Here is a 13,813-nt window from a genome sequence, read left to right as displayed (position 1 = left end):
TTCCGCAATGCGCTCCAAGCCCTGCTGGTACCGAGACTGCAGATAGCACAGCAGGTACAAGCATTGGTTAGCAGGCGACTGACGCTTAAGTTTAGCACCGTAATAATCAACCCGTTCGGCATAGTGATGCTGGTTTTTCTGGGACAGAGAAAGCGAGTCGAGTACAGTCGTCACATCCTCCATTAGCGGTTGAATATGGTTATACACCGCCAGCTCTTTCTGCAGCTCGGTACCGGTGAAGTTGCGAGCGCTCCCGCGCAGCTGCTTCAATGTAAAGTGGTCTTCATCGGAAACCAGTGTCTGCAGCATATTCTTTAAGCTTTGGCTGCAAGCGGCATTGATCTGATCATACAATCGTTGCTGATGTTGATTAATCACCTGACTGACGATCTTCTGCAGGGTACTATAGGCAGGAATGGCGATCTTCTGGTGGGCCAGGTACTCGATTGCTGCGTCAAAGAGTGCGCGGGGTGCCACCCAGCTTTCAGCGCAGACCAGCAAATGTTCAACAAGCCGGGGTTGATGTTGCTTATCTTTCCAGCTGTTGACTCCAGCAATTGATAAAACACGCTCATAGATGCGGGATTTTTGGTCCGCTTTCAAACTAAAGCGCCGAAACTTGAGGTCTTTAAAGTGAAATCGCGCAATAAATGCCAAGTCATCCTGCATGGATTTATAACTCGGGTTGAGCAGGATCGGTTTGCATTTGAAGTAGCCCAACAATGCAACGGCAACACAACGGTACTTGCGTTGCCGTATTCTGGATAGCTCCGCAAGTTCTTTATCATTTAGCGCGAAGTAAAACCGCTGATAAGACTCGTTGAAGGAAGGAACGCTGTATAAATCCTCGATTTCCGCGGCAGTGAGAATTGATAGCCGTTTGTCTCTGCTCATTCTTTGACCTAAAGGTCAAAGAAGATAACAAATTTTTGGTGAATTAGAAATTAATAGCCCTCTACAGGCCACGGCAGACGGGAGCTTCAGAGGGTTTTGCGATATATGGAGGCAAAATCCCTAGGACCCCTACTAAGACTGTTAAAGGCCTTGATCCGGGATTTCCCTTAAAAAGGCACATCAACTATAAGCTGATTTGCATGTATTTTGTCGTCAGCTAAGTAGAAAGTGATAGCGTCGAGAACGGATCCGGTGTGATTGTCGGTTCTGTAACTGGGGTGAATACTAGGAGAATAAGATGAATGCTCTTGTGAAATTAGCTGATAGAGAAATGGCGGTCGAGACTTCTATGGAAGTATCGAACCGTGTTGAGCGCCTGAAAAAAGCAGTGCAAGCCGAAACCAATGGTGCATGCATTGAGCGTCCTATGCTTTGGACCAAATACCATCGTAACAAGGCCAACAGCGATAAGACGACCAACGTGAAAATGGCCGAAGCTGTGCGCTATGTGCTCAATAACAAGACTGTGCGTATTTACGATGATGAGTTGATTGTTGGCAACTTCACCTCCAAACGCGTCGCTGGCTTCTGCTATCCAGAGTTGAGTGGCTTGGAACCCATGTCCCAAGTATTCAATATGCCTTCTCGAAAGGTAAATCCCCTCGAAATCAGTTTGAAAGACCGCTTTAAGCTATTTTCACAGATTCCCTTCTGGCTAAACAAAAATACAGCGACTCTGGCGTTCGACGGCATGAAAGAAGGAATGCGTTTCGCCAAAGAACAGTCGGAAGCCTTACAGTACCAAATCTATGAAGCTGGTGGTATCTCTCATATCGCTCCTAACTACGAGAAAATAATCAACGTTGGTGCTCAAGGAATTATTGAAGAAGTAGAAGCACTTGAGAGCGAAACCGATGATTCTGAAAAATTGGATTTCTACAAGGCCGTCAAAATTTCTATGAAGGGTATGGCGGAATTCGGTGATCGCTACGCCGCTGAAGCCAGCAAAATGGCCTCTGTTGAAACCGATCCGGTAAGAAAGCAAGAGCTGTTGGAGATTGCTTCCATTTGTGCCCGTGTACCTCGCTTTGGTGCCACCAGCTTCTACGAAGCGGTTCAGTCCATGACGCTGGCACACATCTGTATCTTTATGGAAACCCTTGGTGAAACTACATGCCCAGGTCGTATCGATCAGTTCCTAAATCCGTTCTATGAGAAAGATGTGGCCGCTGGCAATATTTCTCGTGAGAGAGCTAAAGAAATCCTCGGCGCGTTCTGCGTCAAACTGTGTGAAACCATTCCAATGCACGGTGAAGTCGGTACCAGCACTCTGGGCGGTTTGACCAGTTGGGAAGTTGTGACTATCGGCGGTCAGGATAAAGACGGCAACGACGCCACCAACGAGCTGAGCTTTGTATTGCTGGAATTAGCCGATGAGCTGCGTATGCGTCAGCCTAACTTTCATGTGCGTATTCATAAAAATACCCCCAAAGCGTTCTACGACGAGGTGATTCGCATTAACTTCGGCCCTGGTTCTGCTCCTGCCATGTACAACGATGAGACCATTATCGAGTCCATGACCGATATCGGTTATTCTCTGGAAGACGCACGCAACTACGTGGCTATTGGCTGTGTAGAGCCTACCGCGCCAGGCAAAACTCTGGCTTCCACTGATGCCGCTATGTACAACATGCCGTTGGCGATTGAATTGCTCCTTAATGAAGGTCGTCAGTTTGGTTCTAAAAAGCAAATTGGTGCTAAAACCCCTCCAGTGTCCGAAATGAAAACCATGGACGATGTGGTTGCGGCTTACGATACCCAAGTGAAGCATCAGCTGGGTAAACTGCGCAGAGACCTGGAAGCGGTAGAAAAATTCCATGCCAAGCATCATCCCACCCCGCTCAGCAGTGCGCTGCTGGAGGGATGTGTGGAAACAGGTGTTTGCTCTACCAAAGGTGGCGCTGTCTATAATTTCTCTGGTATTCAGGGCTGTGGTATGGCGGCCACTGCGGATTCATTGCGCTGCATTGAAAAAGCAGTATTTGAAGATGGTTGGATTTCCCTGGAAGGGCTGGTCGATCAGCTGAAAGACGATATCAGCGATGAGAAGGTGTTCACTAAACTAAATGCCATTGATAAATTCGGTAACGATATTCCGGAAGCCGATAAGTGGATGATCTGGGTTGGTGAGCACTACGCTGATAACATTAAGGCACTGGGTAAAAATACCCGTGGCGGCAACTACAATGCCGGTGTTTATTCCAATACGTCACACACGCACTTCGGTGGTCTTGTGAACGCGCTGCCTAACGGTCGTCGTGCCGGTGAAACTTTTGCGTCTGGCTTTGCTCCTGAAAATGGCGCAGACAAGCGTGGTACCACCGCACTATTGAATTCCATGAACAAGATTAACTACAAGAACTTTGCCAACGGCATCAACTTCAATATCAAGTTAGACGCTTCCAGCTATGAGTGTGATGACGGCAAGAGTGCCTTGGGCAGCTTGTACAAGGTGTTCTTCAAGCGTGGAGGTATGCAGGTTCAGGCCAATATGCTGGATCCTAAGATTCTGATTGAAGCTCGTGATAACCCTGAGCTGCATCCGAACTTGTTGATCCGCGTATCCGGTTATTCCGCGTACTTTAATGACCTGTCTCCGAAGATGCAGGATGAAGTCATCTCCAGGAGCTCAAATGCGGCCTGATGCGAGCCTCATTAACTCGATTAATGTAACGGAGCCCCGCAAGGCTTCGTTATATTTCGATGTTAAGCGCAATTCGCTCGATGACGGGCCGGGTATTCGCAGCGTAGTCTTTTTTAAAGGCTGCCCACTGTCGTGTACCTGGTGCCAGAATCCGGAAAGTATCAATACCGGTTACGAGCTGTCATTCGATGCTGAAAAGTGCATCGAATGCGGTGACTGTGTGAGTGCTTGTCCGGAACAGGCAATTGATCTGACGGTACCGGGACATATCTTGCGTGACAAGTGCACCCAATGCTTTAAATGTGTCGATGTGTGCCCGTCCGGTGCGCTGGAGCAGATAGGTCGCCCCACTAATGATCTTGAAGCGCTGGCTGAAGAAGTGCTTGAAGATGCTGATTTCTTTGAGATGTCCGGTGGTGGCCTCACGGTTTCCGGTGGTGAAGCCCTGATGCAAATGGACAGTGTCGGCGAATTATTTCAGTTGGTGAAAAGGAAGAGAGATATTCATACCCTGATTCAAACCGCAGGGTTGTTCAACTTTAGCCGTTTTGAAAGTCTGGTATTGCCTCACACTAATACCATTTATTTCGATCTCAAGCTCATCAACAGTGATGATCATTTGACCTATTGCGGTGTTAAAAACGAACCCATCATTGAGAACTTTAAAAAGGTTCAGGCATTGGCCTTGACCACTGATCTTGAAGTATTGCCTCGAGTGCCGTTGATTCCTGGAGTTACCGATACCGACGAAAATCTCAGCGGCATTGCCGACCTGATGAAAGAAAACGGCGTCAAAAAAATGCAGATTCTTCCATATAATCCCATTTGGTTGGATAAATTACCTCGTTTCGGTGGCACCAAACGTCTCGATATTGGTGAGCAAACCGCCAAGTTTATGAGCGATGCGGAACTGGATCGTTGTACGGAAATATTTGAGTCTCGTGGTATCTCGGTGCATTGTCACCGATAACCGCAAACAGGTTTCACTGCAGCCGCTATTTGTGCTGTCTCTATTTAAACTGCTCATAAGCCCGGCATAACTCCTTGCCGGGTTTAGTTTTTTAATTGATTGTAATTTAGGTGATGTTGTGAAAAGAACCATGCTTCTGGCAGCCTATGATGCTGTGGAATCGTTAGCGTCTTTGTCTTCTCGTGTTGAAAGTCGTTTTCGCAGTGATAAAAAGAGAACGTTGAAATCTGCCCCGGTTGTGGGGCACAACGGTTTTCGTTATCGAGTACATTCAGATTGGGGTATTCCTGATGAACCGTCGCGTTACCCGGTGAAAGACTGCCATGAAATGGTGGTAGATTCTTTGGGAAGAATTGTACTTTTGACTAACCATCAAAAGAATAACATTCTGATCTACAACGCCGACGGTCAGATCGTTGATAGCTGGACATTGGGATTTAGATCGGCCCATGGCCTGAGCTTGATTCATGAGCAGGGGCGGGATGTTCTGTTTATCTGTGACTATCGCTCTCAATCCGTTGTAAAAACGGATATGAATGGCAACATATTGATGCGACTACCGACTGCGGGTGAGCTGGGTATATACGAGGAGCCGTACAAGTACTTGCCTACCGGTACTGCCATTGCCAGTAATGGGGATATCTATGTGGCCGACGGGTATGGAGCGTCGTTTGTGATTCAGTTCGATCGTCATGGTGACTACATTCGTCACTTTGGTGGGCGAGGAAAGAAACCGGAACATATAAATCAGGCCCACGGTATTGCCATTGATGGCCGATCCGGTGTCGAGACAGTGTTGGTGAGCTCACGGGAGAATACCTGCTTCAAGCGTTATAGTCTGACTGGCGAGTATTTGTCTAGTATTGAACTACATGGTGCCTATGTGTGCCGTCCGGTTGTCCATGAGGAAAATATTTACGCAGGTGTCTGTTGGTCGGGAAAATTGTTTAGGCCAAATAGTGGATTTGTCACCATTCTAGATAAGTCTGACCGAGTGGTTTCGAATCCTGGGGGTAGCGAACCTTTCTATGAGAACGGAAAATTGAAGAGCATTCGGCAACATGGTTCTTTGTTTAAGCACTGTCATGATGTATGCCTGGATGCGGCGGGCAATATCTATGTATGCCAGTGGAATGCACAAGGAGCCTACCCGATAAAACTAGAAAGACTGTCAGAATCATGATTGATCTGAACGTCGAAAATAGTGTTCATGGACAGACAAGCATGAACCTAGAACAATAAAGCTATGACGTATTCACGCGTTAACCTCGTAACGGGAGTTCAACGTCAACGAAGAAACTGCTGGTAATCCTCGCTAACTGTCAGTCAGTTCATGAAATATTCACAGGTGAGTTTCTAATTGAAAAAACTAGGGAAGTCAGATGGTAAAGCAGGATGTTCTATTGGATCTATTGCCTGAAGGGGGATGGATAGATCTTCATAAGCCCAGATTAACGCCACTTAAAAATGAAGAGCTCACTTTATATCAGCGCTTTCTATTATTTCTGATGCTTAAAGTTGGAAAAGCGCGTTGCCCGAACATATTTCGCACTATGTTTCGCAACTTACGCGTGTATTTCCCGTTTGCCAGATTTAATGCCACGGTTATGCCCAAGGGAGAGTTAAGTCGCCGTCATACCGAGCTGGCAATATTAAGGGTTGCATGGAAAATCCGATCGTTCTATGAATGGGGGCAACATGTTGAGATCGGGATGCGTGTTGGTATTACGCCGGAAGAAATTGTACGTATAACACAGGGGGCAGACGCTCAGGGCTGGGATAAGAGTGAACAAGTGATTATTCAGACAGTGGATGAGCTTCTTCACGATAAAACTCTATCAGAGATTACGTGGAGTAGGTTGTCCGAGTACTTTGAAGAAAAACTGATACTTGAACTGCTGTTTGTCATTACAACCTACAATAGCCTAGCCTGTATTTTGAACAGTGTAGGTGTAGAGTTGGAGTCTGATGTTTATAAGGTTTTGGCTGAAACGGGGTTCTCTAGATAACTAGATGGCGGAAGTAGAAGGAGTAAGGTTACATGAGTGTGCTTCTGCCATCATAAGCATTTCCATCCCATACCAGATCTTCTTGCTAGCAAACGATTTGCAATTTAGGGATTAGGTCTCGGGAAAGTTGAAATAGCACTTCACATTGATTCTTTTCTTGTATAGTTGTTGGAGATAAACGAAATCGAGCCTAGTGACATGGCGGCTCGATTTTGTCTGTCATCAGAATAATAAATTAGGCGAGTTCTACTCTTGCTGGAACATACTTGTGCCATGGTGTTCCTGCTATTTCATCGCGATGATCCACAGGTGTGAGATCATTGGTTGAAGGCCCAATCATTTCAAGAGGCTGGTCGGTATTTAGGTTATTTATAAGGCCCCCGCCGTTCGGGATTGAAATGTGACCGTTGCGCATGCGGTCGTTTACTTCCAGCACGGTTTCAGCCTCGCCTTGGCGTGTTGTAATGCGCACCAGTTGTCCGCTTTCCAAACCCATTTCTTCTGCATCGGCAGGACTCATTCTCAACGCACAGTCGAAATCTTTTTTGCGCCAAGTAGGATCTCTGTACACACCATTTGCGGTATAGTCCCGACGTTCACCTGATGAAAGCACAAAGGGGAATTGAGAGTTGGTCAGTGGCTCAAAGCCTTGGTCCAGCGCTTCGATCTCTGGAAATAGATCTGGCACTTTAAGGTGAATCTTCTGTTCTGCATCACCTAGGCGTCCGAAACTGGCTTCCCAGGGTTCGTCAGTAATGACTGTGCCATCAGGAGAATTCGACAGTGCCTTAAAGAGATTCCACCCCAGTTCCATACCTTCACCTTGATGTCCGGCACCTTTTACCGCGTCTGGGTAGCTGAGCGCCAGGTTAAGGCAGAAGGGCAAGTAACCAGCTGCTGCAGCCATCCCCTTAGGCAGAGTTTTCCCCAAGGTCCGATATAGGATCAATGGCATGATCTTGGCTAGCTGAGGTTGTTGGTCCAGTGTCTTTTCAAGTAACTCCAGGAAGTCCTGCTCGTTGCTTTGCAATGCGAGGTCGAAAGCTCTGATTACATCATCTGGCATAACCCCCATGGCTTCGCAGAGTCGAACGTAGATTTCGGACTCTTCCATAACCGTTTCAGGGGCATCAAATACCGGGTGGCGCAGATAGGCTATATTGTGTGGGAATTCGAACTGCAGCATCGACATTTCCGCTTTTTCATACTGCGTTGGTGCGGGGAGTACGTAATCTGCTTGCATTGCAGTTTCGGTCATCGCCACGTCTACTAATACGGTAAGCTCGGCAGATCGAAGAGCCTGCTCCATGTTGCGTGAGCCGGCGTAAGAATGGACCACATTGGTCCCATTGATCCAGACCGCCCGAGTACGATCCGGATGGTCGGTAAGGATCTCTTCACTCACCACATTGCAGGGAATTAAGCTTCCAATTACCCTTGCCCCGGTTACTGGGGTGATAGTCCGGTAAGCTAAAGTTCTCGCCCGAAAATTTTGGTACAGCCCTTTGCAGGCCTCGGAATACGGGATTGGTAACATTAACTAGAGGTAGCGAAATAAACTGCGCACCCTTTTTCCCAAAGTTGCCCGTAATGGTGAGAAGCAGCCGGTGCAGATAACTCACTAAGGTGGAATTGATGTTCATCTGAACACCCAGATCTTCCCAGACGCCAACGCTCTCGGCTTGGTGTATCCATTGGGCTAACAGGCGAAGCTGAGATTCTTCAATGCCGCATTGTTCGCAGTATTCAGCGATAGGGATATTGGAAAATAGGGGCTTGATGTGATCATAGCCAACGGTGTGCTTCGCCATCCACGGGTGATCTACCCAGTCCTCCTGCACGAGAATGGCAATTAAAGCGGCAAGCATCCACGCGTCGGTACCATTCTTGACGGCCAAATGCATATCGGCAATGTCCGCCGATTCGCTGCGCCGTGGGTCTATCACCACCATTTTGTGGTTGTCGTCTTTCGACAGCTTCTGAAGCTTCTTGCGACATTGGTGGAAACCGTGGGTGTGCCAGGGGTTTTTGCCAAGATAGATTGCCACTTCGGCGTTTTCGCAGTCGCTGCGCACTGCGCCTGCAGAGGTGGAGCGAAACATCTGGTTATTGACCCAAATTTCGCCCGTCTTCTCTTGCGCAATTGGACTGGATCGATAAATGGAACCTAATGCCGCGCGAAAACCAGATCCATAAACACCGGAAATATGATTGCCCTGGCCGCCAGTAAGATAGAGTATCTTGTCGCCACCATAGATCTCTTTTATTGAGAGTAGTTTCTCGGAGATTTCTGCAATCGCGGTATCCCAGCTCACTGTTTCGAAGCTGCCATCAGCCTTCCGGCGCAATGGTTCGAGAATACGATCTTTGCCATTTTGGTAATGAGCTAAGCGACCAGCCTTATTACATACGTAGCCCTTAGAGCCTGGATGATTCTTATTACCTTTCACTTTGGCGATGGTGTTGTCTTCGCTTGGCAATATTTCTACGCCGCACATCATCTCACACAATATACAAGCCGAAGGTTTCCAGTCGCTCATAGTCAGATCCTCAATGCTGTCCTTATTATTTTTCTGGGAATCAATATAGAGCTGATTTACTGTACTCTGTTATTCAAAAACTTATTAGCACTGACAGTATTTCGAATAGGTCTTTGACGCCGAGTATCATTTTTTACTTTACAAAACAAAGAGATCTTTCGTGGTGGCAGAGAATGATTCGAATGAATTTTTGGGTATACGGATTTAATGGTTGATGGGGCACCTTCACCCCATCAATCTGATACCACCCTCAGATGGTTGATAGATCGACTCCGTAGTTGAGTTCCTCTGCGAAGTCCGGCAGTCCGTAACCGATGGTTTTCTTGTAGAAAGGAGAGACCTTCGCAGTCGGTGCCTTCTTCTTGTGCTTCGTGGTGTAGAGCATTCGTGCCCGCATCACCTCGAAGGAGTAACCGCGCCCTTCACGGTTCTTGTCCTTGGCCAGTCGGTTGATGGACTCCGTGTAAGCGTTGGTGACGGGCATGTCCGTCTCGAAGTAGGTCATGGTCTCTTCGCGCCAGTTTCCCACTGCCCTGACCAGATCGCTCCAGACTTCCTTTTGGCCCTTCGGGATGGTGGCTATCCACTCGTCCAGGGCGGCTTCTGCCTGGAGCCGTGTGGTGGCGTCCCAGATGCCGTAGAAGCGCTCCTTGTGCTCGTAGGCGGCCAGCAGTTGCGGGAACGCGCCTGTCCAGGTCTCCATGATGAGGCGCTCCCGGTCTGAGACTTCGTGAGCGCGTTTCAGCAGGATTTTCCGGTCTCCCTTGAGAGTCCGGCTCTGGGACGGTTTCAGCTCCTTTCTGAGGCCCTTGCGCACTCTCTCTAGGGCATCGTTGGCCATGCGCACCACATGGAACTTATCGACCACGATACGGGCCTGGGGCAGCACAGCCTTGACCGCTGCCCGGTAGGGGTTCCACATGTCCATGCTGACGATCTCGACCTTCTGCCGGTCTTTCAGCTTCATCAGGTAGTTGGTCACCACGTCCTGGCGGCGGGTGGCCAGCAGGTCGAGCAGGGTTCGCTCCTCAATGTTGGTCAGAATGCAGCGGTAGCGCTTGTTCAGGTATAGCTCGTCAATGCCCAGGATGCGGGGCATCTCGAAGCGGTGCCAGCGCCCCAGGAACTCGGCGCGGGCGTTGAAGATGTCGCGCACCGTCTTCTCGTCCAGGCCGGTCTGTGCCGCCACAAAGGTGTAGGGGTGGTTGAAGGATTCCTTCTCCACGTACTCATGCAGCCGCAGTGTCATACGGAATCCGTCCACCATCTCCGGTAGCTGGGGCCTGAATGTTGTCTTGCAGGCCCGGCAGGTGTATCGGCGGCGGACCACCCAGAGAGTGACCCGCTTGCCGTGGATGGGCAGATCACGATAGGGAACGTCACGCTTGCCGAACCGTACGAACTCACCCTGCACGCCGCATTCCTCGCAGGCGATGGGATCGGGCACGTCCACCTGGAAGTGCATTTCGTCGTCGGTTGATTTGCAGCCCAGTACTTGGTATTGCGGCAGGTGAAGGATGTTGTCGGGAAGTTCGGTCATGGTGTTGTATAGGCGTAGGTGTCAGTCAGATCCATCCGACTCGGCATTGGTGTTTGCTTTTTTACCCAACAAGCTGCTGGAAACGAAAAGTAAGGCACCGAGGACAATTGCAATATCAGCCAGGTTGAAGGCCGGCCAATGCCAGTCTCGCCAATAGAAATCAAAGGAATCCACAACATAGCCGCGAAAGACCCGGTCAATCAGGTTGCCCATGGCGCCACCGAGGATAAGACTGTAAGCGATGGCTTCTCCTTTATGACGATTTTCAAGGATCAGTTTGATCAGAAAAATCGAGACCACTACCGCGATTCCGATAAAAAAGTAGCGCTGCCAGCCTCCACCATTCGCAAAAAGACTGAATGCGGCACCGGTATTCCATACGTGTACCCAGTTAAAGAATGAGGTCACTGAAATAGACTCGCCATATGCCATTGATTGTTGCACCAGCCATTTTACGGCCTGATCAGACGCTGCCAGCAGGCCGGAGATGGACAACAGAGCGTACGGTGACAGATGTTTGCCAAAAATGGACATTGCTTAATCCTTGAGCGCCAGAATGCGTCTAGCACCGTTAAGTACAATTACCCCCGCGATGGTGCCGATAATCAGATCCGGATAATTGGACCCGGTCCACGCGACCAGAGCGCCGGCGGTGATGACCCCCAGGTTGATCACCACGTCGTTGGCCGAGAATATCCAGCTTGCCTTCATGTGCGCCCCGCCCTCCCGATGTTTGGATATGAGCAGCAGACAACTGGTATTGGCAATCAATGCGACGAATGCGATAGCCATCATCACCAGCGATTCAGGCTCACTACCGAATACAAAGCGTCTCACCACCTCTATGAGTACGCCCACAGCCAAGATCAGTTGCAGTACACCAGCAAGATGCGCGGCACGTACCTGCATTTTCACGCTATGTCCAACCGCATAAAGGGCAAGCCCGTACACCGCCGCATCGGCAAAATTGTCCAGGGATTCTCCAATCAGGCCGGTGGACCGGGCGATCAGACCGGCAGTCATTTCCACCACGAACAGAAGTGCATTGATGCCGAGCAACCAGCGCAGGGTCCCGGATTCTTGCTTAGCAGAAGCTGCCGAAAACTCGGCGGCCTTGATGGTCTCCGGATTTGCAGCGACGGTTTCCTGAAGCGAGGCGCCTAGCCCCAAGGTCTTCAGTTTCGAGGTGACGGGCTCGACCTCGCCGTCATGCACGACCTTCAGCCGGCGGTTCGACAAGTCGAAGGACAGCGCCCGAATCTCCTCAAAGCCGTTCAGGGCTAGGCGAATCATTCGTTCTTCTGATGGACAGTCCATCTTCGGCACGGCATAAACACTGACCCATCTCCCTGGCGCCTCGGAGGAGGCCTGTATATCGGTATCCGCTGCGGACGTTGCATCACCGCCACAGGCGCCACCACAGGATTTGCTCATGATACGACTCCACTTGAACAATGTTGTGGTACCATTTAAAACTATAAAGCTACTATAAGGTCAATAGAGTAAAGAATCCGTTGGGGAGGAGGCTGATGCGCATTGGTCAGTTGGCGCAGTTGGTAGGGGTCGAAACACAGACGATCCGCTTCTATGAACAGCAGGGCTTGTTGCCGCCGCCTGATCGGCAGGACAACGGTTACCGTGTCTATACCGAGAAGCATGGTGAGGGGCTGGCCTTCATCCGTCGCTGCAGAATCCTGGGCCTGTCACTGGCTGAGATTCACGAACTACAGAGCTATCAGGACGACCCTCATCAGCCTTGTACCGCCGTCAACGCCTTGCTCGATGATCACATCTCTCATGTGCGGTCGCAGATAACCGCTCTGCAAGCGCTTGAGAAACAACTCGTTTCACTGAGAGCGAGCTGCAACGATGACCGGGAAGTTGAGGCGTGTGGGGTTCTTGCTGGAATTAGCGAAGGAAACATGCACCAGCAGTAGGTGAAGCATCAACCAGATAATCCGATGAGATGCCGGTCTGTCTCACTCTCATGCAAAGGTAAGATCAACCATTTAATCCGCTTACCCGAATTTTTCAAGCGGTTGCCAAGATTGATGGAACTCATGATATTACTTAAGATATCGTCGACTGATAAACGTTTATAATTATAAATATGAAAAAACTCATTGCGTCTCAGGATCCATTATTTTCGTGGGTTATCCAGCCCAACTATCTATACCAGTATGGATTGGAAATTGGTATTAAAAGTGAGAGCTTGCTCGAAGGCACTGGACTCACTATTGAAGATATTGATGACGTCGATCTGTACATTAATTGGGAGCAGTATCGGGACTTGGCTATTAATGTTGGTCGGCACGGTCCCGCGGATTGGGGTTTCCAGTTTGGAAAAAAACTGAACGTTACCAGTCACGGTTTGATCAGTCTACTAATGATGAACTGTGAAAACTGGGGGCAATTGCTGCAATTGCTGGAAGATTATCCCGTATTACTCTCGCCTATCTTCTATGTAAGCAGAAAAGAAACACAAGAGTATGTCTTTCTTAATGTAAATCCTGAGTTTACACGACATCCAGTGTTGAGGCGCTCAATGGAAGCATTCTTTACAATGTTTTATCAGGGGCTCCGAGATTTGGGAGCCGTAGAAATGGTTCAGCAATCTGAGATCGTAAAAATATTTGTGAAGGAAGAAGAGCCAAGTTATGCAGAACTTCTTAGAGAATTCTTTCATGACAATATCAGCTGGGGCAATTATGCGAACCAGATTCGCATTGCTAAATCGATACTTGATGTAAAGGTCCCCAATGCTAACCCTATTACCGCTAGTGCAACTCGTAAAATCCTCCAATCTCAGCTCGCTCAGTTAAAGGCTTCTAAAGGTGGTCTCAATGAACTGAGGTCGCTGTTTGACTTAGGCTGCTACAAGCAGGACGAGTGCGCAAAGCAAATGTTAACAACTTTGCCTACACTAAAGCGCTTTCTTAAACTTGCCTATACAACATTCAGCGATGAACTCAAATACTATCGCCTCGATGAGGCGTGCTGGGCCGCGCAAAATACGGATCTAAGCATGGCTCAGCTGTCAGACGAGCTGGGTTTTCAGGATGCCAATAGCTTTGCTCGTTTATTCAAAGGAGAAATGGGGACTACCTTCAATCAATTTCGGAGTGAGAAGAAAGGTTAGCCACTTGGTTCGCTGTG

At 48.9% G+C, this 13,813-nt stretch carries 12 protein-coding genes; 6 read left to right on the top strand and 6 right to left on the bottom strand.

Features of this window, described 5'->3' with window-relative positions:
- On the bottom strand, nt 1–894 hold an 894-nt coding region (locus tag I9W95_RS18055; protein ID WP_225677454.1), incomplete at its 3' end, for a DUF4158 domain-containing protein.
- A gap of 310 nt (nt 895–1,204) precedes the next feature.
- Between I9W95_RS18055 and I9W95_RS18050 the strand changes: the two genes are divergently transcribed.
- The 4 genes from I9W95_RS18050 (at nt 1,205) to I9W95_RS18035 (ending at nt 6,577) form a co-directional block, all read left to right on the top strand.
- On the top strand, nt 1,205–3,598 hold the full coding sequence (locus I9W95_RS18050) for a pyruvate formate lyase family protein (RefSeq protein WP_225677452.1): 2,394 nt from the start codon (nt 1,205–1,207) through the stop codon (nt 3,596–3,598).
- On the top strand, nt 3,588–4,568 hold the full coding sequence (locus I9W95_RS18045) for a glycyl-radical enzyme activating protein (RefSeq protein WP_225677450.1): 981 nt from the start codon (nt 3,588–3,590) through the stop codon (nt 4,566–4,568). Before I9W95_RS18050 ends, I9W95_RS18045 begins: the two co-directional genes overlap by 11 nt.
- A gap of 118 nt (nt 4,569–4,686) precedes the next feature.
- Nucleotides 4,687–5,751 (top strand): NHL repeat-containing protein, encoded by a 1,065-nt coding sequence (locus tag I9W95_RS18040; protein ID WP_141192755.1) that lies wholly within the window; start codon nt 4,687–4,689, stop codon nt 5,749–5,751.
- A 199-nt stretch (nt 5,752–5,950) separates the two neighbouring features.
- Nucleotides 5,951–6,577, top strand: a complete 627-nt coding sequence (locus tag I9W95_RS18035; RefSeq protein WP_099834605.1) for a carboxymuconolactone decarboxylase family protein — start codon at nt 5,951–5,953, stop codon at nt 6,575–6,577.
- A gap of 235 nt (nt 6,578–6,812) precedes the next feature.
- On the opposite strand, the gene I9W95_RS18030 is transcribed toward I9W95_RS18035, so the two are convergent.
- The 5 genes from I9W95_RS18030 to I9W95_RS18010 all read right to left on the bottom strand — a co-directional run bounded on the left by I9W95_RS18030 (nt 6,813) and on the right by I9W95_RS18010 (nt 12,091).
- Nucleotides 6,813–7,982, bottom strand: a complete 1,170-nt coding sequence (locus I9W95_RS18030) for a molybdopterin dinucleotide binding domain-containing protein (protein ID WP_198510589.1) — start codon at nt 7,980–7,982, stop codon at nt 6,813–6,815.
- Nucleotides 7,975–9,117 carry a molybdopterin-dependent oxidoreductase gene (locus I9W95_RS18025; RefSeq protein ID WP_225677447.1) on the bottom strand — a complete coding sequence of 381 codons (1,143 nt, stop codon included), beginning with the start codon at nt 9,115–9,117 and terminating at the stop codon, nt 7,975–7,977. The genes I9W95_RS18030 and I9W95_RS18025 overlap by 8 nt, the downstream gene beginning before the upstream one ends.
- A gap of 250 nt (nt 9,118–9,367) precedes the next feature.
- Complete coding sequence (locus I9W95_RS18020; protein WP_062959135.1) at nt 9,368–10,657, bottom strand: ISL3-like element ISPpu12 family transposase; 1,290 nt, start codon at nt 10,655–10,657, stop codon at nt 9,368–9,370.
- Between the two features lie 21 nt (nt 10,658–10,678).
- On the bottom strand, nt 10,679–11,191 hold the full coding sequence (gene lspA / locus I9W95_RS18015; RefSeq protein ID WP_095502804.1) for a signal peptidase II: 513 nt from the start codon (nt 11,189–11,191) through the stop codon (nt 10,679–10,681).
- A gap of 3 nt (nt 11,192–11,194) precedes the next feature.
- The gene (locus I9W95_RS18010; protein WP_022965904.1) at nt 11,195–12,091 is read right to left on the bottom strand and encodes a cation transporter; all 897 of its coding nucleotides are present in this window, start codon (nt 12,089–12,091) and stop codon (nt 11,195–11,197) included.
- 95 nt (nt 12,092–12,186) lie between these two features.
- Here I9W95_RS18010 and cadR point away from each other — a divergent pair, with 95 nt between their 5' ends.
- Nucleotides 12,187–12,594, top strand: coding sequence for a Cd(II)/Pb(II)-responsive transcriptional regulator (gene cadR, locus I9W95_RS18005; RefSeq protein ID WP_004364961.1), 408 nt, complete (start codon nt 12,187–12,189; stop codon nt 12,592–12,594).
- A gap of 173 nt (nt 12,595–12,767) precedes the next feature.
- Entirely contained in the window at nt 12,768–13,796 is a 1,029-nt protein-coding gene (locus I9W95_RS18000) for a helix-turn-helix domain-containing protein (RefSeq protein ID WP_159676978.1), read from the top strand.
- Nucleotides 13,797–13,813 lie beyond the last annotated feature (17 nt).

The organism is Thalassolituus marinus (genome assembly GCF_020320395.1).
Lineage (GTDB): Bacteria > Pseudomonadota > Gammaproteobacteria > Pseudomonadales > Oceanobacteraceae > Venatoribacter > Venatoribacter marinus.
The sequence above is the reverse complement of the archived record's forward strand: the minus strand, read 5'-3'. Positions and strand labels throughout refer to the sequence as shown.

Coding starts and splice junctions, on each gene's coding strand:
- cadR (WP_004364961.1), top strand. CDS start 12,187: ATGCGCATTGGTCAGTTGGCGCAGTTGGTAGGGGTCGAAACACAGACG.
- I9W95_RS18045 (WP_225677450.1), top strand. CDS start 3,588: ATGCGGCCTGATGCGAGCCTCATTAACTCGATTAATGTAACGGAGCCC.
- I9W95_RS18000 (WP_159676978.1), top strand. CDS start 12,768: ATGAAAAAACTCATTGCGTCTCAGGATCCATTATTTTCGTGGGTTATC.
- I9W95_RS18035 (WP_099834605.1), top strand. CDS start 5,951: ATGGTAAAGCAGGATGTTCTATTGGATCTATTGCCTGAAGGGGGATGG.
- I9W95_RS18010 (WP_022965904.1), bottom strand. CDS start 12,091: ATGAGCAAATCCTGTGGTGGCGCCTGTGGCGGTGATGCAACGTCCGCA.
- I9W95_RS18025 (WP_225677447.1), bottom strand. CDS start 9,117: ATGAGCGACTGGAAACCTTCGGCTTGTATATTGTGTGAGATGATGTGC.
- I9W95_RS18020 (WP_062959135.1), bottom strand. CDS start 10,657: ATGACCGAACTTCCCGACAACATCCTTCACCTGCCGCAATACCAAGTA.
- lspA (WP_095502804.1), bottom strand. CDS start 11,191: ATGTCCATTTTTGGCAAACATCTGTCACCGTACGCTCTGTTGTCCATC.